This is a genomic window from Streptomyces sp. NPDC043996 (assembly GCF_056435225.1).
This window is the reverse complement of record NZ_JBWKEY010000003.1, coordinates 66,300-88,068: the sequence shown is the minus strand read 5'-3', so window position 1 is coordinate 88,068 and position 21,769 is coordinate 66,300. Positions and strand designations below refer to the sequence as shown.

Genomic DNA, 21,769 nt, shown 5'->3' with positions numbered 1-21,769 from the left:
GGAACGCCACCTTTCGGGGGGCCGGGGGTTACGCGAAGGCCCCCGGATGGGCCTGCTCGCGCACCGTCACGTACTGCTGCCGCACCGCCTGGCCCACCGGGAGCTCCTCACCCGGCTCGAAGACCTGCCCCGCGGGGCCCTGCCACTGCGGCAGCTGCCCGGTCAGCGCCCAGGTGGCCTGCCGGGCCGCGCCGATCGCCGCGTAGTCGGCGGGCTGGACGACCACGACCTGGGTACCGAGCAGCATCGGCGCGACCGCCCGCACCGCGGCCAGATCGGCGGCCGGGCCGAGCAGGAACACCCGCCGCACCTCGACGCCGCGCCCGCGCAGCACGTCAAGGGCGTCCCCGAGCCCGCACAGCATCCCCTCGAAGGCGGCCCGCGCCAGGTGCTCGGGCTTCATCGACTCGCGCCTGAGCCCGGTCAGCGTGCCCGCCGCGTGCGGCAGGCTCGGCGTCTTCTCACCCTCCAGATACGGCAGCAGTACGAGCCCGTGGGCGCCCGGGGTCGACTTCAGGGCCAGGTCGGAGAGCGACTCCAGGTCGGGAACGCCCAGCATCTCGGCGGTGCCGCGCAGCGCCCGTACCGCGTTCGCCGTGTGCACGACCGGCAGATGCATGCCGGTGGCGTCGGCGAGCGAGGTGATGGTGCCGCTCGGGTCGACCAGGGCCTCGTGGTGCACGGCCATCACGGAACCGGAGGCGCCGAGCGACACCACCGCGTCGCCGTGCATCAGGCCGAGCCCGAACGCCGCGGCCATCGTCGTGCCCGTGCCCGCCGAGATGATCAGGCCCTCCGGGGTCGTCCCCGCGGCGTCCGCGGGGCCGATGACCTCCGGCAGCATCACCTGGTGCCCGAGCGCGAGCTCCACCAGGTCCGGCCGGTAGGCGCCCGTCGCCGCCGACCAGTAACCGGTCCCCGAGGCCCCGCCCCGGTCGGTGGTGTGCCGCGCGGGCCGCCCGAGCAGCTGCCACACCAGCCAGTCGTGCGCCTGCGTCAGCCGCGCCACGCGCCGCGCCGACTCCGGCTCGTGCTTGGCCAGCCAGCGCAGCTTCGCCACCGGCTGCGCCGCCTGCGGGACGCAGCCCACGGCCTGGGCCCAGGCCTGGCGGCTGCCGAGCCCGTCGATGAGGTCGGCCGCGGCGACCTGGGCGCGCGGGTGGTTGCCGACGAGCGCGGGCCGCACCGTGGCGCCCTGCGCGTCGAGCGGCACCAGGGCGTGGTCCTGCGCGCAGACGCCGATGGCCTGGACGCCTTCGAGGAGCCCGCCGCCCGCGGCCTCGCCGAGCGAGAGGAGCCAGGCCTGTGGATCGACGTCGGCGGGCCGGCCGCCCTCGCCGCCCTCCAGCGGATGCGGGGCGTACCCCTGCCTGAGTACGGCGCCCGTGTCGGTGTCACAGACCACGATGCGTGTGAAATCGGGCGAGCTGTCCAACCCCGCGACTATCCCCATGGCGAGGATTCTGCCGCACCCGGGGGGATGCCCCGCACAGATGTCCGCACCCCGCACTGCCCCCGCGCCGCCTCCGCCCGCTCCCGGCCGGAAGCCCGCCCGCACGCGTCACGGCCGCCCCAGGCGGAGTCCTTCCACCCGGAACGGCCGTGACCAGCGGTCCTACCCCTCCGAAGAGCGGTCCCCCGCCTCGTACCCGCTACGTATTGCTCGTCCCCCAGTCGTCCTCGGAGTCACCCTGCCCCCGCTCGCGCAGCGACCGCACCCGGTCGGCGACGGACTCGGGCATGCGGTCGCCCACCTTCTCCGACACCGAGTGGAAGGCCTTGCCCGCCGCGTCGCGGCCCTGCTGGGCGGCGGACTCGACGGTGTTGCGCACGGCCGGGTTCTGCGCGATCTCGCGCACGGTCTTCTTCAGCTGCTCGTAGCGCTCGCGTCCGGCCCGCGTCCCCAGGACGTACCCGAGGACGAGTCCTGCCGCGAATGTGAGCCGGTAGCGCATGACGGCCACCCTTCCCTTGCCTCGACTGCCGACGTCGGTCGCCTGGGGATACCGATTGGCGGAGCACCCCCCTGCTTGCGCTAATGTATGTGTCGCAGCGAGCGCACGCCGCCCGGGAATCCCCAGGTAGGTGACATTGTTGCAGTGACTCCGTCACCAAGAGTCATTCCCCTGTAGCTCAATTGGCAGAGCAGCCGGCTGTTAACCGGCAGGTTACTGGTTCGAGTCCAGTCGGGGGAGCTCGGTCTCCTGTAGCTCAATTGGCAGAGCAGCCGGCTGTTAACCGGCAGGTTACTGGTTCGAGTCCAGTCGGGAGAGCTGTACGACGAGGGCCCCTGAGGCGCCACCACGGCGCCCAGGGGCCTTCGCGCGTGCCGGCGGCGCCCCCGGCGCCGTCCCCCCAACGAGCGCTCGTACGAACTCGTTTCGCCCCTGGTGGAACCGCGCGGCCCGCAGCGGGGTCCTCATGGTCGTGCGTTGCCGACCAGCCGAAGCAGGAGATCGTATGAGCGGCTATGCTGCGGCAGACGGCGCGCACAAATGTGCGCGACGCGCCGTTGGGGGCGGTAGCTCAGCCGGTTAGAGCAGCGGACTCATAATCCGTCGGCCGTGGGTTCGAGTCCCACCCGCCCCACCGAAGCAGAATCGATCTGGCCTGCGGAAACGTCACTCCGTGGGCCTTTTCGCTGGGCCGTCGCCGCACGGGGCCTCTTGGCGGGCATGCTACGACCCGCACCGGGCTCCGCACGAGCAAGCTGGGCGCCGTGTCGCGCGGGGCCGTTCGGCGGGCTGGAGGCGGAGAGGTGCGTCGAGCCCGGCACCACGCGCTGGGCCAGGTCGAAGGTGTAGCCCTCTGCCGCTGCGGACGCAGGCTGGCGGTCAACTGGAACCAGGCCTGTTCCCGTAGGAGCGCAGCCCCTTACCCACGTTGGCCGTCGGGCGAGCGAGGCCGTCAGGAAGGAGTGCGGGCGCGTACCAGGAGGGTGCCGACCGGCTCGTTGGCGGGGGCTGGCAGGACCTGGGCATCGACGTTGGTGAAGCCGTGCCGCTTGAGGAGGCTCATCCAGGCTTCGGCTCCGTACTGCCAGCGCAGCACGGTGAGTTCGTGCTCGCGGCCCTCCAGCCACTTGCCGCGCATGCGCTGGGGTCCGTATGTCTCGCTGGTCGGTTCGGCGTGGGCGAAGGCCAGGACGCCGCCCGGTGTGAGGCGGCGGGCGATGAGCGGCAGGAGGCGGTCGGGGTCGGTGAACCAGACCGCTCCCCACACGCTGTAGATCGCGTCGAACGCCGTTGAGGTGCTGGCGAGGTACTCCACGGCGTCCGTGTGTACGAAGTCGAGCCGAGGGGTGTCCTGCCACCAGGTGCGGGCGCGCGCGATCTGGACGGGGGACAGGTCCACGCCGGTCACTTCCACGCCCCGCCGGGCGAGGTGCGCGGCTTCCGCGCCTTCCGCGGGGCCCAGGTCCAGGGCGCGACGGGGCAGGGGGGAGCCCAGGAATTCGGCGCCGGGCCCGTGGCCGGGGTACTGCGTCCACTCGAACACCGCCGCGTCCGGGCGCGGCGCGGGGCCCTCGCCGCAGTTCGGTTTGTAGGTGTCCCAGTACTCGGCCGGGGTTTGCGGCGCGTGGGGCATGAGGCTCCTTGAGGGGGCGGCGCGGCCGGTGGAGTGGGACACCGTACCGACCCGTCCGGCCGTGTGCGGGTGGACGGGGGCAATCGACTCAAGGAGCACGAAGGAGCACGAAGGTGGGCCCGGAAGCGTGCGGTGCGCTTCCGGGCCCGTTCGGGTGAGGCCGGTTCTCAGTGGCAGTTCGACCCCGGACGGCAGGGGCCGCACTTGGCGAAGTCGGCCTCCCACAGCTTCCAGTCCACCTCGAAGCCGTTGTCGGCGACGATGTGCGCGGTGCGCTCGACCGAGCCGTCGTACTTGAAGGCGATCTCAGGGATGTGCTCCAGGAACCGGCCGCCGAAGTGCTCGGCGCAGAACTCGCGGTAGTTCCGCGTATCCAGGATGAACACGTGCACCGCGATGTCCACGATGCGCCCGCAGCACATTTCCAGGCCTTGTCCCCACTTCTCCATCGCGGTGATCAGATAGCTCACCGCCGCGTGGAAGAGGCGGGTGGCCATCACCTCGTCGAAGGGATGGTCCCGCATCAGGAGCTGCACCTCGCGCTCCCATACCTCCGGCTTCACGTATGTACGCGGATCGCGTACGCGAGTCTCGAATGCTGTGGTCATGTGGACCTCCCGGTGTGCCGGTGTCGCCGACGGACTGTCGGGGCGACTGCCTCCACGAAAGCGCTGGCGCGACCGCGTAGGCAGCCAACTCCCGTACCGTGCATGCCGTTTGCAGGTCGTGCACACGTCGTAGACGGGGCAGGTCCGGGCTTCTAGCGTGGACTTTCCTGCCCCCGCGAGCGGAGGTGGGCATGCCTGCCACCGGTACCGACCCGCTGTGGAACAGCGCACTCGTCTGCACGCTCGTCGCCCACTGTGACCCGGGCGGGCTCATCCGGCTCGGCCGCGGGCACCGCGGCTGGCGCCAGGCAGACCTCGGCGCGCGCATCGGCTGCTCGGCCTCCACCGTCTCCCGCCTCGAACAGCGCGGCACACGCACCGACCTCACCCTCCTGCGGCGCGCCGCCCGCGAGGTGGGTGTACCGACACACGTGCTGGCTGCGTCGCTCGGGCTCAGCGCCTCCCCAGCCACTAGGGTGGCCCGCGACAGGCCACGCTGCGCCGAGGAGGCCGATCCCATGCGCCGTCGTACGCTTCTCGCCGCCGCAGGGCTCGTCGGCCCCGCCGCGCTGCTGAGCTCGCTGGACGACGCGCTGGCCGTCACGCCCGACCCGACCGGGTCACCGGTGCCTCTCGACGCCCGCCTCGCCAAGGCCCGCGCCATCTTCGACGCCGGTCGCCACACGGCATTTCTCCACGGCTTGCCCGGCCTCCTCGGCGACCTGCACCACGACGTTCGTACGCGCGGTACCGATCACGCCCATGCCCGCCTGTCCGCCTGTTACGGCCTGGCCACCGCCGCCCTGATCAAGATGGGCCGCTACCCGCGGGCGCGTCTGACCGCCGACCGCGCCACCACCCACGCCGAGCTGTCCGGATCACCGCTGGTCGCAGCCTCCGCCGCCCGTGAGCTGAGCATTGTCCTGCGCCACCAGGACCAGTCCCCGGCCGCGCAACGCTTGGTCCACCAGGCCCTCCGGGGTGTCGAAAGGACCGGGCTCAGGACCGGCGCCCAGGCTTCGACGTACGCCCAGATGCTCTGCACCACCGCGTACACAGCGGCGCGTGCCGACGACCGCGACCAGGCCCTCTCCATGATCGGAGAGGCCCGCCGTGCCGCCCGCGGTCTTCCCGATGAGGCTCCTGCGGAGCGCCTGTTTCCATTGACCCCGGCTGCCGTCGACCTGTACGCGGTTGGCGTGCACTGGGCGCTCGGCGACGCGGGAACGGCCCTCGATGTGGGCCGTGGCCTGTACGCCGGCCAGTTCAAGACATCCGAGCGCAAGGCCAGGCTGCACACCGACCTCGGCCGCGCGTGGTGGCAGTGGGGCAAGCCCGAACAGACGGCGACGGAGCTGCTCTCGGCCGCCCGGGTCTCGCCGGGCGAGGTACGTGACCGCCCCGCGATCCGGACGATCATCTCCGACCTGCGCGCCAAACACCCACGGACACCGGGCGTACGCGAACTGGCTAAGGCCGCAGGATTGCCTGAGGCCTGACCGTCTGGCTCCCGTCGCGACAAGGAGTGAGCGACGCCGCCGCTGTAGCGGAGCCCCGCCGCCCGATGCGCTCTGCGCCACGCCCTAGAGTCAGCAGCCGCAGCGCACCCTTGCTGCTTGGGGACGCGTCGCCGGGTTGGGGTGAGCCCCACCCGTCCTCCCGTCCTCCCGTCCGCCGTGACCGCGAACGCCCCCGGATGGCGCCCGCTGGCCGCAGGTAGTGGCGGGGTTCGTGGGGGTTCCGGAGGGGGGCAGCCGCTGCGCCGGGTGCGCGGCGAACAGCTTGCGACCACACAGGCGGGCCGGGAGTGGATCGCTCTCATCGAGCGCGTCGAACTGCCCGTCGCCGCCCTGCTGCTGGCCGACGAGCGCTTCGCGGGCCGGGGTCAAGACGAGCGGCTTGATGGAGGGGGGTGGAGTGGGGGTGGGGTGAGTGGGGGGTGAGTGGTGGGTGAGTGGTGGGGTGGGTTGTTGTTTGGGTAAATGTCAGGTTTTGGGTGTGTGTTGTCGCTGATCTCTTGGGCGTCCTGCCGCCAGGACGGTGGCGGTGTGTGACCCTGCCGCCGTCCGGCCCCGAGGGCCGGGATCGGGTCCGGCGTTCTCGGAAAGATCTCTCGGTGGTCAGCTCTTGGGGTTGTGGGCGTCGTGGAAGGTGTGCTTCTCGGGGTGCCCGGGGTGGGGTGATGTGCGCGGTAGTGGGCGGGGCCCGGGGGTGCCAGGTGCCGTAGTCCCCGTGGTGTGGCCGTGGTTGGTGCCGGGGAGGGGTGTGTGCGGGGCGCCGGTCCCGCTCCGGCGGTGGTGGCCGACGGCTCGGGCGGGAGGGTGGTGGGTCGCGGTGCCGCTCGGTGCGGCAGCGTGGCGCGTGATGCCATCGGTGGCGCTCAACTGCCTTTGTGTGGTGCCAAGTTGGGTCAGTGTGGCCTTGTGGTGGTGTCATTGCGGTGCCACGATGGCGCTATGGCTTCGACATCGACCCGGCTTCTGTGAACTCAGCACCGAACGAGCCCCGGCACCGAACGAGCCCCCGGCATCGTTCCCCCTCGACGCTCCCGCCCTCCGCGGGTGACGGCGCCCTGGTGGCGCGCCGGGCGTGAATCGACGTCGTCGCCCCCGGGGCCCCTCTCGCGCATGCCGGACTGGCGTACCGCCGTACCGCCGTACCCGCCCGTGCCGCGCTCGCGTGCGCCCGGAAGCGGACGCCTGCCCCAGGCCCCGTACCTCCGATGAAAGGAACCGACCATGACCGACATCGCCGCCAAGTGGGGCATAGACGAGAGCCGTTTCTGGCTGCACGGGAAGGTGCCGCCCGAGACCGTGCGGTTCGACGAGGCCACGGGGCTGTGGAACGTCTACAGCCACGCCGAGACGCTCGCGGTCCTCGAGGACCCGGCGACGTTCTCGTCCAACACCGCGAAGGTGTTCGCCGCTGACACCGAGATGGACTTCGGCGACGCGTTCAAAGGGAACCCCACCCAGATGGACCCGCCGGACCACGGCAAGCTGCGAAAACTCGTCAACCGCGCCTTCACCCCCAAGACCGTCGCCGATCTGGAGCCGCGGATCGCCGCCCTGACCCACGAGCTCCTCGACGAGGTCGCGGGCCAGGAGAGCATCGAGATCGTGTCCGCCCTCGCCTACCAGCTGCCGGTCATCGTCATCGCCGAACTCCTCGGCGTGCCCGCCGAGGACCGGGGCCTGTTCAAGGACTGGGTGGACAAGATCTTCGACAACGAGCAGGAGGTGACGGTCAACCCCACCGAGGAGCAGAAGCAGGATCTGGAAGAGGCCCTGGAACTCTCCCGGAAGCTGCAGGGCTACCTCCGCGACCACGCCGATCTGCGCCGGACCGCGCCCCGTGACGACCTCCTGACCAAGCTCGTCGAGGCCGAGGTCGACGGGGAGCGCCTGGACTCCGTCGAGGTCGCCAACTTCGCGACGGTGCTGCTCGTCGCCGGGCACGTCACCACCACCATGCTCATCGGCAACACGCTCCTGTGCCTCGACGCGGAGCCCGAGGTCGACGCGCGCGTGCGCGCCGACCGCTCGCTCCTGTCGGGCGTCATCGAGGAGTCGCTGCGCTTCATGTCGCCGTTCTCCGCCCTGTACCGGGCCACCACCACCGACGTGGAGCTCGGCGGGCAGCACATCGCGAAGAACCAGCTGCTCGCGGTGCGCCTCGGCGCCGCCAACCGCGACGAGCGCGTCTTCGCGAACCCGCACACCTTCGACCCGGCCCGCGCCACCAACCCGCACCTCGGCTTCGGCCGCGGCATCCACTTCTGCATCGGTGCCCCGCTGGGCCGCCTGGAGGGCCGCATCGTCCTCGACATCCTCCTCGACCGCTTCCCGGTCCTGCGCGCGGACCCCGACAACCCGCCCACGTTCCTGCCCTCCGCCGACCTCACGGGAGTCAGGACCCTGAACCTCCTCACCCGCTGATAAGGGGATAGAGGTAATAGAGGCAATAGGGGAGAGGCGGGATTAGGGGTACGGGATGCGTGTGGGGGCGGCCGGGGCGTTGTCCCGGCCGCCCCCGTCGTCACTCGCCGGGCGTCGTGGTGCGGGTGTGGGTCACCAGGGCGGTGGCGTGGCCGTGGCCCAGGCCGTGTTCGGCCTTCAGCCAGGTGACCAGCTCCATGTGCTTGGTCAGGGGCGAGGCGCGGATGATGTCCACCCACTCCTCTATCGGACGGCCGTACTTCTTCTCGATCGAGGGGAAGTAGCTGGCGGGGCCATTTCCGGGTGCGGCCATTTCGGGGTTCTCCTTTGGGTTGCGAGGGTTACGAGGGTTACGAGGGGTGCGTGGGGTGCGTGGGGTGCTTGGGTACGGGGGTGTGGGGGCGCGGGGCTTGTGCCCGGTGGGCGCCTAGCTGCCGGTGTCGGCGGGGAGCGTGGCGAGGCGGGCCGTCAGCGTCGTCAGCCACAGCAGGCCGAGCGCCGCTCCCGCGGTGAAAGCCGCGACCGTGGCGGACGAGGCGGCGAAACCCGCGAGGACGGCCGCCGGGACGAGGCGGGACGCCCAGGCCAAGCCGCCCTGGCCGGCGGCGGCGAAGTGCCGGGCCAGGACGAACGACGCGGCGCACAGCGACAGATAGCCGACCATCGCGCTGGCCATGTGCAGCGCGCCGTGCCAGCTCAGCGAGGAGGGCGCCGCCTCGGGGGCGCCGGAGGGGAAGCCCGCGCCGGGGTCGGCGGTGAACACGGCGGCGAGCAGGAACGAGACGCCGAAGACGGCGATCAGCCGTGGCGCCCAGGTGCCGCCCGGTCTCTCCCGCAGCACCTGGCGCGCACCGGCCGCGCCCGCCAGGGCCAGGGCGCCGGTGAGCAGGAAGACGGTGATCTGGATCCAGCCGAGCGGGCCGAGGCTGAGCTGGCTGAGCGCGTTGCGGCCGAAGTCGAACCCGTCCCGGGTCAGGCCTTGGGCCAGGCCCGCCACGAGGAAGAGCGGGCCCGCCGCCATGCCGCCCGCCAGCAGGAGCCGGTGCGGGGCGCGGGGCGTGGAGCGGGGCGTGGTGCGGGGCGTGGTGCGCGGGGAGCCGGACGCGGCCAGGTCCGCCGACGACGGGTACGGGTGGCCGGGGAGCGGCTGGATCTGGGCCATGGGGGTCTCCTTACGAGGCGCGAGAACTGGACGGTGTAGTACTGCCAGGAACTGGACGGTACAGTACCCACGAAGAAACTGGACTGTCCAGTACTCGTCTTCAGGAGGTCGGAGTGGTTGACAACGAGCAGGGCCGGTCGGCTCGCAAGCGTCAGGCGATCATGGGGGCGGCCACCCAGGTGTTCATGACGAAGGGGTACGCCGGGACGAGCATGGATGACATCGCCAAGCTGGCCGCGGTGTCCAAGCAGACCGTCTACAAGCACTTCGCCGACAAGGAGAAGCTGTTCGCGGAGATCGTCCTGGCCACCACCGACCAGATCGACGCCATGGTCGACCTGGTGTCCGACATCCCCGCCGACGCCGAGGCCCTGGAGGAGAACCTGCTCCGCCTTGCCCGCCGGTTCCTGGACGCGCTCACCCGGCCGCAGGTGCTGCAGCTGCGGCGGCTGGTCATCGCCAACGCCGACGTCTTCCCCGAACTGGGCGCTGCCTGGTACGAGCGGGGCTTCGAGCGGGTCCTCGCCACCCTCGCGGACACCTTCCGGCGGCTCGCGGGGGAGGGGCTGCTCCGCGTCGACGAACCGCTCCTGGCCGCCCACCACTTCTCCGGCCTGCTGCTGTGGATCCCGGTGAACCAGGCCATGTTCACCGGCTCGGCCCGGCACACCGACGCGGAACTCGACCACTACGCCACGGCGGGCGTGCGCGCCTTCCTCGCGGCCTACCGCTGACGCGTTCGGCGAGGGGGACGGGGCCGTGTTGTCGTCATTGAGGTGTCGGACGTGCTGTGCGAGGGGTGATTTTCGGCCAGCGAAGCCGCCGGTCGGCCACCTCTGTCTCCTTTATCGGACACGGCTTCCGATTTCTTTCCGAGTGGTATGCAGGACCCTAACTGAAAAGAGCCTCCCCTGCTACAGTCGAAGCGGAATGTGGAATACGGGCACTGTTTAGGGGAGGGTTTTTGATGGGCGATGAAGAATCCACGGGCGGGGGCACGGAGAGGCTGACGCTCGGGCCCGGGTGTTTCTGGTCGTTCGACGCGGTGGCGCGGCGGACGCCCGGGATCACTTCCAGTGTCGCCGGGTTCGCCGGTGACCACGGGCCGCCGCCCGACTATGAGGGCTATGTGCGCCACGGGCTCAACCCACAGAAATTCGTCGAGGCCGTGCAGGTGGTGTTCAAGCCGGGGGAGATCTCCCTCGAAGACGTACTCGTGCTGTTCTTCCAGAGCCACGATCCGACCACTCCCAACCAGAGCGGTGCGGATCTCGGCACCATCTACCATTCCACGATCTTCTACGCGGGCGAGGACCAGCGCGTGCGTTCCGAGAAGGTCATGGAACAGGTGCGGCAGAAACTCGGACAGGACATCGTGACCGACCTCAGGCCGTACGAGCAGTTCTTCGAGGCCGATGCCGATCAGCAGGACTACTACAACAGCAATCGGTATCAGCCCTACTGCCGTGCCGTGATCGCACCGAAGCTCCGCACCTTGGGGCTCGACGTCGACTGAGGGCACCAAAAGGGTGCGCAGCGCGTGTGAGAGTACGCGCGAAAGATCGGGGAAAGCAAGGAAAGAAGAGCGCGGAAAGGCGCGGAAAGAATAGAAAGGCCCTGGCCGTGGCGTCGGTCAGGGCCTCACTCGTGCGGCCTCGCCTGGGTGCGAGCCCCGGGCGTGCGGGCCCCTGGTGTGCGCGCCCCCTAGTGTGCGGGCCAGGCCCACCGCGCGGACCCGGCCCGCCCCCGGCGGCGACCCGTCAGGCGAACGCCGCCGTCCAGTCCACCGCGACCCCCTGCGCGTACGCCTCCGCGAGGGCCGCGAGGAAGCGGTTCATGCCGCCGTCGTCCCCGCGCAGCGTGCCCATCAGGGCGGCGGAGCCGCCGAGTTCCTCGACGGTGTCCTGCATGCCGACCGTGAGCACCGGCTGGGCGCTGCACTCGACGAAGACCGTGTGGCCGTCGGTCAGCAGCGTGCGTACGGCCTCGTCGAAGCGGACCGTCTGGCGCAGGTTGCGGTACCAGTACTCGGCGTCCAGGCCTTCGGTGTCGACGCGGCCGCCGGTCACCGTCGAGCAGAAGGGCACACCGCCCCGTACCGGCCTGGTCGGTGCGGCCAGGTCGAGCAGGGTCTCGCGCAGGTCCTCCACGTGCGCGGAGTGCGCGGCGAAGTCCACGCCGGGGACCTGCCAGCGCATCATCTTCGCCGCCCGCAGCGCGGCGTTGAACTCGCGGGTCGCGGCCGCGTCGCCGGAGACCGTCGTGGTGGCGGGGCCGTTGACCGCGGCCACCGAGACGCGGCCCTCCCAGTCGGCGAGGAGCTCGCGCACCTTCGCCTCGGGCGCCATCACGGTCAGCATCTCGCCGCGGCCGCGGATCTTGATCAGGGCCTGGCTGCGCAGCGCCACGATGCGTGCCGCGTCCTCGAGCGACAGGGCGCCCGCGACGTGCGCGGCCGCGATCTCGCCCTGCGAGTGGCCGACCACCGCCCCGGGCTCCACGCCGTACGAACGCCACAGCCGGGCCAGCGACACCATCATCGAGAACAGCACGGGCTGGACGACGTCCACCCGGTCGAGGGGCGGGCTGCCGGGCACCTCCCGCAGCACGTCCTCAAGGGACCAGGCCAGATACGGCGAAAGCGCCCGCGAGCAGTCCGCCACGGAGCGCGCGAACACGGGCGCGGTGTCCAGGAGTTCCACCGCCATGCCCGCCCACTGGGTGCCCTGGCCGGGGAACACGAACACCGGTCGGCCGCCCGACGGGCCAGGCCGGGCCGCGCGCCCGCCGAGCACGTGCGGCGCGGGCCGGTCCTCGGCGAGCGCGCGCACCCCGGCGAGCAGCTCCGCGCGGTCGCGGCCGAGGACCACCGCCCGGTGCTCGTGGGCCGCACCGGCCGCCACCAGGGAGCGGCCCACGGCCGTGAGGTCGTCGGCGCCGCGCGCCGACGGGGACTCGAGCCGGGCGAGCAGCCGGGTGGCCTGGGCGCGCAGGCCCGCCGCGCTGCGCCCGGAGAGCACCCAGGGCACCGGACCGGTCGCGGCGGCGGTCCTGACGTCTTGTGTGGACGGCTTGGTCACGAGCACTCCTCATCACGGCCAATCAGCGGACGGCGAAAGTCAAGTTATCGCCACTCCCGCCCACTTCCGCCCACCGCGCGGTAATTCCGCAGCTCGGAGGCGGTTACCGGAGGATTACCCACCGCCAGTGATGCCTTGTATAGGCTTCCACTACCCAAGTCGCGTCCGCTTTCCGGTACGGAGGCTACGCTTTGTCAGGCTATCCCACGTCGCAGGCGACCATGCCTGTGCCACCGCAGATTTCGTCCCCCTGCTCTCTGCTGTATCTGCTGCGCCCCACCGATGACTCCGTACTCCATTTACCAGCGACGAATCCACAGTTGGTCGAAGAGGCGGTCATGCGCGCCGGGCCCGGCGCCACAGGATGGGCCATCGAGAACAGTCGCATGCTCCTCGCGGATCTTGCCGAGGATCCTTTCGCCCGCTTCGATCTGACATCCCGCAGTGAAACCCGACTCGTTGAGGCGATATCGCTCTGGGGCGTCCTCAGGCTCAGCGGCATCCGGGCCATTCCCCGGATTCTCGCCATCGAGCTCACGAATGCCATAAGGGAACGCATCGGCGACAACACCACCGTCGACCTCCTGCTCCGCTACGTCAGGGCGACCCACGCGAGTTTCACCCGCGGTCTCTTCGAGTTCTGCGCGACAACGATTCCCGCGCAGGAACAGGCGGCGATGATGAGGTCCATATCCGCCGACCTGTTCGACGGAATGGAGACCCTCACCGCCGCGGTCACCGAGACGTTCACCGCCGAACGCGACCGCTGGTTCGCGGGGTCCGTCGGTGAGCGCTTCGAACTGGTGTCCGCCATTCTTGAGGGGACGCCCGTCGACACCAGGACGACGCTGCGCCAGCTGCGCTACGACCTGACGCTGCACCACGTCGCCCTGGTCCTGTGGCAGGACGAGATCACCCCGGACAGCGCCCGCGAACTGGAGACGGCGGCGCTGCGCCTCCTCGACCAGGCCGGATGCTCCTCGACGCTGCTGCTCCCCGCGGGTCCGGGGCGGCTGTGGGCGTGGGGCGGCCGCGCCACCGACCGGCCGGGCGAACTGCGCAGGGCGGACAAGCCGGTGGCCCTGCCCCCGCACGTCCGCGTCGCCTCAGGGCTGCCCGGCGACGGAGTGGCCGGATTCCAGCGCTCCCACGAGCAGGCGGTCACCGCGGAGCGGATCGGCCGCATCACCGAACCCGGCCCGTCCGGGCTGTGCGACTACGGCGACCTGGAACTCGTGATCCTCCTCGGCAACGACGCCGATTCCACCGCCGACTTCGTGCGCCGAGAGCTCGGCCCGCTCGCCGACGACACCCGGTCGATGGCCGCGCTGCGCGAGACCGTGCGCTGCCTCCTCGACAACGAGCGGGGCGTGGCCCTCACGGCCAAGCACCTGCACATCGCGAAGAACACCGTGGTCTACCGGGTGAAGAAGGCGGAGCAGCTGCTCGGGCGCTCCCTGCGCGAGGACCATCTGCGGCTGCACCTCGCGCTGTACCTGGCGGGACGGCTCGGCCCTTCGGTCCTCGCCGAACAGGGGCCCGCGGCAGGTCTTGAGAACTCGATCCGGGCGGTGTCCAAGTGAGCGGTCAGCAGGCGAACAGCGGTCAGCGGACGAACAGCGGTGAGCGGATGAGCAGCGGTCAGCAGGCGAAGAGCGGTCAGCAGGCGGGCGGCGGTCAGCAGGTGAGCAAGGACGAGAAGCTCCTCGACTACCTCAAGTGGGTCACCGCGGACCTGCACAAGGCCCGCGCCCGCATCGACGAGCTTGAGTCGAGCCGGTCCGAGCCCATCGCCATCCTGGGCATGGCCTGCCGCTACCCCGGCGACGTGTCGACCCCCGAGGAGCTGTGGCGCCTGGCCGCCGACGGCGTCGACGCGATCGGCGACTTCCCCGCCGACCGCGGCTGGGACGTCGAGGGCATGTACGACCCGGACCCCGACGCGGTGGGCAAGTTCTCCGCGCGCGAGGGCGGGTTCCTCAGCGACATCAAGGGCTTCGACGCCGCGTTTTTCGGGATCTCGCCGCGCGAGGCGCTCGCGATGGCCCCCGAGCAGCGGCTGCTGCTCGAAACCGCGTGGGAGGCCATCGAACGGGCTCGGGTGGACCCGCGCTCGCTGCGCGGCAGCGACACCGGGGTGTTCGTCGGCGTGCCGTACACCGGGTACGCCTCCATGGTCGACTCCTCGTCGACGGGCACCGAGGGCTACGCGATGACCGGGATGCTCACCAGCGTCGCCTCCGGCCGCATCAGTTACGTCCTCGGCCTCGAAGGGCCGACGGTCAGCATGGACACGGCGTGCTCGTCGTCGCTGGTGTCGATCCACCACGCCGTGACGGCGCTGCGCGGCGGCGAGTGCGCGCTGGCCCTGGCGGGCGGCGCGATGGCCATCCCGGTGCCGGACGGCTTCGTGGAGTTCTCCCGGCAGCGCGGCCTCGCCCCCGACGGCCGCTGCAAGGCGTTCGCCGCGGCCGCCGACGGCACCGGCTGGTCCGAGGGCGTGGGCATGCTGCTCCTCGCCCCGCTGTCCGAGGCCCAGCGGCTCGGGCACCCGGTGCTCGCGGTGATCCGCGGCAGCGCGGTCAACTCCGACGGCGCCTCCAACGGCCTCACGGCGCCGAGCGGCCCCTCGCAGCAGCGGGTCATCCGGCAGGCCCTGGCCAGCGCCGGGCTCTCGCCCGCCGAGGTCGACGTCATCGACGCGCACGGCACGGGCACCCGGCTCGGCGACCCGATCGAGGCGCAGGCGCTGCTCGCGACGTACGGCCAGTCCCGTCCCGACGACCAGCCGCTGCTGCTCGGCTCGCTGAAGTCGAACATCGGGCACACGCAGGCCGCGGCCGGGGTCGCCGGTGTCATCAAGATGGTCATGGCGATGCGGCACGGCCAGGTGCCGAAGACCCTGCACGTGGACGAGCCCACGCCCGCCGTCGACTGGTCGGCGGGCGCGGTCGAGCTCGTGACCGAGCGGCGCGCGTGGCCGACGACGGGCCGCCCGCGCCGGGCGGCGGTGTCCTCCTTCGGAGTCAGCGGCACCAACGCGCACCTGGTCCTGGAGCAGGCCCCGGAGGACACCGGGCTGGCAACGGAGGAGACTCCGGAACGCGCCCTGCCCGCCGTGCCGTTGGCGCTGTCGGCCAGGTCGGCGGAGGCGCTGCGGGCGCAGGCGGAGCGGCTCCTTTCCGTGGTGGAGGGCGGCGCGTCCCCGCTGGACGTGGGCCTGTCCCTCGCGACATCGCGGTCGGCGTTCGAGCACCGCGGGGTCGTGGTGGGGTCCGGCCGTGACGAGCTCGTGGCGGGCCTGCGGGCGCTGGCCGCCGGGGAGACCGGCGCCGGTGCGGTGGTGGCGGGCGTCGCGGCGGAAGGCCGTACGGCGTTCCTGTTCACCGGCCAGGGGGCGCAACGGGCCGGTATGGGGCGTGAGTTGTACGAGGCCTTCCCGGTGTTCGCGGCGTCGTTCGACGAGGTGTGTGCCGCCTTCGACGGCCTGCTGCCCGGGTCGTTGAGGGATGTGGTGTTCGGTGGTGCGGGGCTGGATGAGACGGGGTGGACGCAGCCCGCGCTGTTCGCGGTCGAGGTGGCGCTGTTCCGGTTGGTGGAGTCGTGGGGTGTGGTGCCGGACTTCGTGACCGGGCACTCCATTGGCGAGCTGGCCGCCGCGCATGTGGCGGGGGTGCTGACGCTGACCGACGCGTGCCGGGTGGTGGCCGCGCGCGGGCGGCTGATGCAGGCGCTGCCCGCCGGTGGCGCGATGGTGGCGGTGCAGGCCACCGAGGCCGACGTCCGGGAACTGCTCCACGGGCATGAGGAGCGGGCCGGTGTCGCGGCGGTCAACGGGCCTTCCTCGGTGGTGATCTCCGGGGACGAGGACGTGGTCACCGGTATCGCGGAGGCCCTGCGGGAGCGGGGCGTCAAGACGAACCGGCTCACGGTCAGTCACGCCTTCCACTCGCCGTTGATGGACCCGGTGTTGGAGGAGTTCGCGGCGGTGGTGGAGGCCGTCACCTTCCACGAGCCGGTGATTGCCATGGCCGCGAGTGCGGAGGAGGTGTGCTCGGCCCGGTACTGGGTCGAGCACATCCGTGAGGCGGTGCGGTTCGCGGACCACGTGACCCGGCTGCGGGAGCAGGGGGTGACCCGGTTCCTGGAGATCGGCCCCGCGGGTGTGCTGACGTCGATGGGGCCGCAGATCGTGGAGGCGTCGTTCGTGGCGTCGCAGCGCCGGGACAAGCCCCAAGTGCGTACCGTACTCAGTGCTTTGGGCGGGCTGTACGCGGCCGGGCACGCGGTGGAGTGGGCGCGGGTCTTCGCCGGGACCGGCGCGGCGCTGGTCGACCTGCCCACGTACGCCTTCCAGCGGCAGCGGTACTGGCTGGACAGCACCTCGCCCGGCGCGCGGAACACCCCCGGGCTCGGCCTCGCCGGGCCGACGCACCCGGTCCTCTCGACCGGCATCGCCCTCGCGGGCGGCGACGGCGCGGTGTTCACCGGGAAGCTCTCGCGGCACACCCACCCCTGGCTCGCCGACCACCGCGTCGGCGACGCCGTGACGCTGCCCTCGGCGGCCCTGGCCGAGCTGGTGGTCCGCGCCGGTGACGAGGTCGGCTGCGCCGCCGTCGCCGACCTGACGATCGAAACGCCGCTCGCCCTGCCCGCCAAGAGCGGAGTCCAGGTCCAGGTGACCGTGGGCGCGGCGGGCGACGACGGTCACCGGCGGCTCACCGTCGCCTCGCGGCCCGACCGCGACGACCCGGCCGCGCCCTGGCACGTGCACGCCACCGGGCTGCTCACGGAGTCGGCGCCACCGCCCGCGGTCTCCCTGGCGGCCTGGCCGCCGCCGGGGGCGACACCCGCCGGGCTCGACGACTTCTATACGCGGCTCGACGAGAAGGGGTACGCCCACGGCCCGGCCTTCCAGGGCCTGCGGGCGCTGTGGCGGCGCGGCGAAGACCTGTTCGCCGAGGTGAGGCTGCCCGACGACACCGACCCGGAGTCGTTCGGCGTCCACCCCGCGCTGCTCGACGCCGCGCTGCACCCGCTGCTCGCCGACGGGCACGACACCACCGCCCTGTCCTGGCACGGGTTCGACCTGTACGCGGCAGGCCCGCGCGCGCTCCGGGTCTGGATCAGGCCCAAGGGCGACGACGCGTTCCGGCTGTGGCTGGCCGACGACACCGGCGAACCGGTCGGCGAGGCCCGCGCGCTGCGGCGGCGCCCGACGGCCCCCGCCGGGCAGGCCGACGGCGCGCACGGCGACTCGCTGTTCCACGTCGTCTGGCCGTCGGTCGCCCTGCCGGACGCGGAGGACCTCACGCCCGCGCGCTGTGCCGTACTCGGCGACAGCGCGCTGGACGGCCTGGGGGGCCTGGACGGCCTCGGGGACCGTGTCGACAGCGTCGCGGACGCCGCGGGGAACACCCTCGTCGCCGTCGTCGACGCGGCGGCCGGGGACGGCGACGCGGCGGCCGCCGCGCACCGGGCCACCGCTCGGACCCTCCACCTGGTGCGGGACGGGCTCGCGCACGGCACCGCGCGCCTGGTCCTGGTCACGCGCCACGCCGTCGCCACCCACGACGGCGAGGACATCGACCCCGGCGCGGCCCCGGTGTGGGGCCTGGTCAGGTCCGCGCAGGTCGAGAACCCCGGCCGCGTCACGCTCGTCGACGTCGACGGCAGCCCGGAGAGCGCCGGGCGGCTGGCCGCCGCGATCGCCTCCGGCCACGAGCAGGTGGCGCTCCGCGCGGGGCGGGCGAGCACACCCCGCCTCGCGCGGGCCCACCCGGCCGCCACGGCCCGGCGCGAGCTTGATCCGGACGGCACGGTCCTGGTGACGGGTGGCACGGGTGCGCTGGGCGGCTTGTTCGCGCGGCACTTGGTGGTGGAGTACGGCGTTCGGCATCTGGTGCTGACGAGTCGGCGGGGGGCTGCGGCTCCCGGCGTTTCGGAGCTGGTGGAGGAGCTTTCCGCGCTGGGCGCGCGGGTGCGCGTCGAGGCGTGTGACGCGGCGGACCGCGCGGCCCTTGCGGCGCTGCTGGAGTCGGTGCCGGGGGAGCATCCGCTGACGGGTGTCGTCCACACCGCTGGTGTGATCGACGACGGCATCGTCACCGCCTTGACGGCGGAGCGGGTGTCGGCTGTGCTGCGGCCCAAGGTCGACGCTGCCTGGAACCTGCACGAACTCACCCGGGAACGGCCGCTCGCCCTGTTCGTCCTCTTCTCCTCCGTCGCCGGTGTCGTCGGCTCGCCGGGACAGGCCAACTACTCGGCCGCCAACCAGTTCCTCGACGCCCTCGCCCAGCACCGCAGGGCCAACGGGCTGCCCGGCGACTCCCTCGCCTGGGCGGCGTGGGCGCAGGCGCACGGCATGGCGTCCCGGCTCTCCGAGGTCGACTGGAAGCGGGCGACGCAGTCGGGCCTCAGGCCCATCGCACCCGACGAGGGCACCGGCCTGTTCGACGCGGCGCTCGCCGCGGGCCACCCGACGACCGTACCGATGCACCTCGACGTCGCCCTGATCGCGCGCCAGCCAGGACCCGTCCTGCCCGTCCTGTGGAGCCTCGTCCGCGGCCCATCGCGGCGCGTGGTCACCGCGACCGCCCAGCACACCGGGCAGCTCGCGGAGCGCCTCGCCCCGCTCGACGAGAGGGGCCAGCGCGAGCTCCTGCTCGATCTGGTACGCGGCTCCGTGGCCGCCGTGCTCGGCCACAGCGGAACCGACGACATCGCCCCCGCCACCGTCTTCACCCAGCTCGGTTTCGACTCGCTGACCGCGGTCGAGCTGCGCAACCGGCTCGAAGGCGAGACGGGCCTGCGGCTTCCGCCGACCCTCCTTTTCGACTACGACCACCCCGCGGCCCTGATCGAGTACCTCCGCGCGGAGCTCGCCACCCGGACCGGCGAGGCCACGCAGACCGCGGTGGACTTCGCCGCCGAGATACGGCTCGCCGCCGACGTGGTCCCGGCCGCCGAGGTCGTCACCACGGTCGCGGAGCCGGGGCAGGTGTTCCTCACGGGAGCCACCGGGTTCGTCGGCGCCTTCCTGCTGCGGGACCTGATGCGGTCCACCGGGGCCACCGTGCACTGTCTGATCCGGGGCGCCGACGACCGCGCCGCGCTCGACCGGCTGCGCGCCAACCTCACCTGGTACGGCATCTGGGACGAGGTCGACCCCGGCCGCCTCACGGTCCTGACCGGCGACCTCGCGGAGCCGCGCTTCGGCCTCGACGCCGAGACGTACGACCGGCTCGCCCGCGAGGTCGACGTGGTGTACCACGCGGGCGCCACGGTCAACTGGCTGCACCCGTACACGTCGTTGAAGGCCGCCAACGTGACCGGCACGGAGGAGGCGCTGCGGCTCGCCGCGCTGCACCGCACGGTGCCGCTGCACTACGTGTCGAGCACCGGCGTCTTCGCGCGGCCCGCGCCCGACGGCGCGGGGCTCACCCCTGACGACCCGACCGGGCCGCCGGAGGAGCTCACCAACGGGTACCGGCAGAGCAAGTACGTCGGCGAGAAGATCATCGGCCTCGCGCGGGAGCGCGGCCTTCCCGTGTCGGTCTACCGCGCCGACGTGATCTCCGGGGCGCGCACCAACGGCGCCTGCCAGACCCGCGACTTCGTCTGGCTGAGCCTGAAGGGCAGCCTCCAGGCGCGGGCGGTCCCCGCGGGCGCGGACGCGCTGTTCCCGATGGTGCCGGTGGACTACGTCAGCGCGGCCGTCCTCGCCCTGTCCCGCACCGGGCACGGCCGTACCTTCCACCTGTTCAACCCCGTGGCGGTCAGCTTCGCCGAGATGGTCAAGCGGCTGCGCGCCTCCGGGTACGCCCTGGACGAGGTGGGCTGGGACGAGTTCGTCGCCACCGTCCGCGCCGACCGGGACAACGCGCTCTTCCCGACGATCGACATCTTCCGGGCGTACATGACCGCGGGCGCGGCCCTGTACATGCGGATGGACGTCAGCGCGACGGAAGCCGCCCTCGCGGGCACGGGCATCGCCTGCCCGGAGATCGACGCGGAACTCTTCGGCACGTACACGGAGTTCTTCGCGAAGGCCGGGTACTTCCCGGCGCCGGGGGCGCTCGGCTAGCGCCGCCGCCCGCCTTCCGCCCCTACGGCCGGACCGGGGACCCATGTCCTCGGCCCGGCCGTTTCGCGTGCCCGCACCCCGGTCACGGGGCCCAGGCCCGTTCCGTCGCCACTGGATTATCGGGGAGGAGTCCCATAGATTGATATTGGCGCTGACGCCGAACACCGCTCGAGTCAATATCCCTTCGCCAGGGCAATCTGAAGGGATACTTAGAAACTTGGAGCGCCCTTGTTCCCTAAGCCAGTCACTGGAAGCTTTGAAGTCTATGAATGGAGCCTGGACCGGGACGGATTCACGGTCGAGGACATCACACGTGATTTCGAATTTGCTCCCGAAAAGGGAAGGGAGATCATCGCCAGCCTCCTGGAGCTCGAACTCATCCGTCCTTCCCGCAACGAGGACGCCTGGTTCGTGCCAGTCGACCCTGGCATCTCCTATTCGCAAGTACTGACTCCGAGCGAACTTGATTTGCTCGAACGGAAGCTGGCCATAGGTCATCTCCGCAATGACTTGGCACGCCTCTCACTGCTTTTCAGGTCGAGCAAGTTCGCCAGCCAGCACGCGAACTCGTTCGACATCGTGAAAGTCCCGGAGGTGGTCCGCTCCCTCCTGTCGGAGGCCGCCGCGAACAGCTCCCATGAAATCGTCTGCATGCAGCCCGAGAGCGAGGAATCCGCGGAGGAGCTCATCGAGGCGCAGACCCGGGATCTGCAGGTGCTCGCCCGGGGCGTGCGCATGCGCGTGCTGTACCAGCACGCGGCCCGGTTCGACACCCCGACGCGGGAGCACGTGGAGAAGCTGCTCGACTCCGGCGCCGAGATACGGACGGCGGGCGCGCTCTTCGGCAAGATCATCATCTTTGACCGGTCGGTGGCGTTCGTCCCGCTGAGCGGGGAGAGCGGCGGGGCCGTGATCGTGCAGGAGCGCTCGCTCATCGACTTCCTGTACTCCACGTTCGAGCACGGCTGGGCGACGGCCAAGAAGTTCGACACCGGGCGCGCCGAGATCGACGCCATCAGCGAGGACATGAAGAAGGAGATCGTCAAGATGCTGATCTCCGGCGTCAAGGACGAGGCCATCGCCCGGCGCCTCGGGACGTCCGTGCGCACCTGCCGCAAGCACATCGGTCAGGTCATGCAGATGTTCGGCGCGACGAGCCGCTTCCAGTTCGGCTACCTGGTGAAGGAGGCGGACCTGGAGGAGGACGTGTAGCGCGGGGCCGCCCCGGGGGGGGGGGGGGGGGGGGGAACGACCAGGGAAAGACAGGCCCCGGTTTCAGGGGCCCCGAAAGGCTTCCCCAACCCTCC

Annotated in this window: 14 protein-coding genes and 3 tRNA genes; 10 read left to right on the top strand and 7 right to left on the bottom strand. The window is 71.7% G+C overall.

Annotation, left to right across the window (positions count from 1 at the left end; translation table 11 throughout):
• Positions 1-28 precede the first annotated feature (28 nt).
• Both AC07A4_RS07835 and AC07A4_RS07830 read right to left on the bottom strand, forming a co-directional pair.
• On the bottom strand, positions 29-1,453 hold the full coding sequence (locus AC07A4_RS07835; protein WP_478594515.1) for an FGGY family carbohydrate kinase: 1,425 nt from the start codon (positions 1,451-1,453) through the stop codon (positions 29-31).
• A gap of 199 nt (positions 1,454-1,652) precedes the next feature.
• On the bottom strand, positions 1,653-1,964 hold the full coding sequence (locus AC07A4_RS07830) for a YtxH domain-containing protein (protein WP_478594512.1): 312 nt from the start codon (positions 1,962-1,964) through the stop codon (positions 1,653-1,655).
• Positions 1,965-2,122: 158 nt separating this feature from the next.
• On the opposite strand from AC07A4_RS07830, the gene AC07A4_RS07825 reads away from it, so the two are divergent.
• The 3 genes from AC07A4_RS07825 to AC07A4_RS07815 all read left to right on the top strand — a co-directional run bounded on the left by AC07A4_RS07825 (position 2,123) and on the right by AC07A4_RS07815 (position 2,589).
• Positions 2,123-2,195 (top strand) — tRNA-Asn (locus AC07A4_RS07825).
• Positions 2,196-2,200: 5 nt separating this feature from the next.
• Positions 2,201-2,273: transfer RNA gene (locus tag AC07A4_RS07820), tRNA-Asn, on the top strand.
• Positions 2,274-2,515: 242 nt separating this feature from the next.
• Positions 2,516-2,589 (top strand) — tRNA-Ile (locus AC07A4_RS07815).
• 318 nt (positions 2,590-2,907) lie between these two features.
• Here the strand turns inward: AC07A4_RS07815 and AC07A4_RS07810 are convergent.
• Together AC07A4_RS07810 and AC07A4_RS07805 are read right to left on the bottom strand one after the other, a co-directional pair.
• The gene (locus tag AC07A4_RS07810) at positions 2,908-3,588 is read right to left on the bottom strand and encodes a class I SAM-dependent methyltransferase (RefSeq protein ID WP_478594510.1); all 681 of its coding nucleotides are present in this window, start codon (positions 3,586-3,588) and stop codon (positions 2,908-2,910) included.
• A 167-nt stretch (positions 3,589-3,755) separates the two neighbouring features.
• Positions 3,756-4,196, bottom strand: coding sequence for a glycine-rich domain-containing protein (locus AC07A4_RS07805; RefSeq protein WP_478594508.1), 441 nt, complete (start codon positions 4,194-4,196; stop codon positions 3,756-3,758).
• 191 nt (positions 4,197-4,387) lie between these two features.
• On the opposite strand from AC07A4_RS07805, the gene AC07A4_RS07800 reads away from it, so the two are divergent.
• Together AC07A4_RS07800 and AC07A4_RS07795 are read left to right on the top strand one after the other, a co-directional pair.
• The gene (locus tag AC07A4_RS07800; protein WP_478594505.1) at positions 4,388-5,695 is read left to right on the top strand and encodes a helix-turn-helix domain-containing protein; all 1,308 of its coding nucleotides are present in this window, start codon (positions 4,388-4,390) and stop codon (positions 5,693-5,695) included.
• A gap of 1,239 nt (positions 5,696-6,934) precedes the next feature.
• The gene (locus tag AC07A4_RS07795; RefSeq protein ID WP_478594502.1) at positions 6,935-8,134 is read left to right on the top strand and encodes a cytochrome P450; all 1,200 of its coding nucleotides are present in this window, start codon (positions 6,935-6,937) and stop codon (positions 8,132-8,134) included.
• A gap of 100 nt (positions 8,135-8,234) precedes the next feature.
• On the opposite strand, the gene AC07A4_RS07790 is transcribed toward AC07A4_RS07795, so the two are convergent.
• Entirely contained in the window at positions 8,235-8,447 is a 213-nt protein-coding gene (locus AC07A4_RS07790) for a DUF4287 domain-containing protein (RefSeq protein WP_478594501.1), read from the bottom strand.
• 114 nt (positions 8,448-8,561) lie between these two features.
• Positions 8,562-9,296 carry a DUF998 domain-containing protein gene (locus AC07A4_RS07785; RefSeq protein ID WP_478594499.1) on the bottom strand — a complete coding sequence of 245 codons (735 nt, stop codon included), beginning with the start codon at positions 9,294-9,296 and terminating at the stop codon, positions 8,562-8,564.
• Positions 9,297-9,409: 113 nt separating this feature from the next.
• Between AC07A4_RS07785 and AC07A4_RS07780 the strand changes: the two genes are divergently transcribed.
• Positions 9,410-10,030, top strand: coding sequence for a TetR/AcrR family transcriptional regulator C-terminal domain-containing protein (locus AC07A4_RS07780; RefSeq protein WP_478594496.1), 621 nt, complete (start codon positions 9,410-9,412; stop codon positions 10,028-10,030).
• 233 nt (positions 10,031-10,263) lie between these two features.
• On the top strand, positions 10,264-10,812 hold the full coding sequence (gene msrA, locus AC07A4_RS07775; RefSeq protein ID WP_478594494.1) for a peptide-methionine (S)-S-oxide reductase MsrA: 549 nt from the start codon (positions 10,264-10,266) through the stop codon (positions 10,810-10,812).
• 244 nt (positions 10,813-11,056) lie between these two features.
• Here msrA and AC07A4_RS07770 read toward each other — a convergent pair whose 3' ends face one another.
• Positions 11,057-12,376: an acyltransferase domain-containing protein gene (locus AC07A4_RS07770; protein ID WP_478594491.1), complete on the bottom strand. Its 1,320-nt coding sequence runs from the start codon at positions 12,374-12,376 to the stop codon at positions 11,057-11,059.
• Between the two features lie 338 nt (positions 12,377-12,714).
• On the opposite strand from AC07A4_RS07770, the gene AC07A4_RS07765 reads away from it, so the two are divergent.
• From AC07A4_RS07765 to AC07A4_RS07755, 3 genes are all read left to right on the top strand, one after another.
• Positions 12,715-13,959 (top strand): PucR family transcriptional regulator, encoded by a 1,245-nt coding sequence (locus tag AC07A4_RS07765; RefSeq protein ID WP_478594489.1) that lies wholly within the window; start codon positions 12,715-12,717, stop codon positions 13,957-13,959.
• A 47-nt stretch (positions 13,960-14,006) separates the two neighbouring features.
• Complete coding sequence (locus AC07A4_RS07760) at positions 14,007-20,462, top strand: thioester reductase domain-containing protein (protein ID WP_478595882.1); 6,456 nt, start codon at positions 14,007-14,009, stop codon at positions 20,460-20,462.
• A 579-nt stretch (positions 20,463-21,041) separates the two neighbouring features.
• Positions 21,042-21,674: a LuxR C-terminal-related transcriptional regulator gene (locus tag AC07A4_RS07755; RefSeq protein WP_478594486.1), complete on the top strand. Its 633-nt coding sequence runs from the start codon at positions 21,042-21,044 to the stop codon at positions 21,672-21,674.
• Positions 21,675-21,769: the final 95 nt, after the last annotated feature.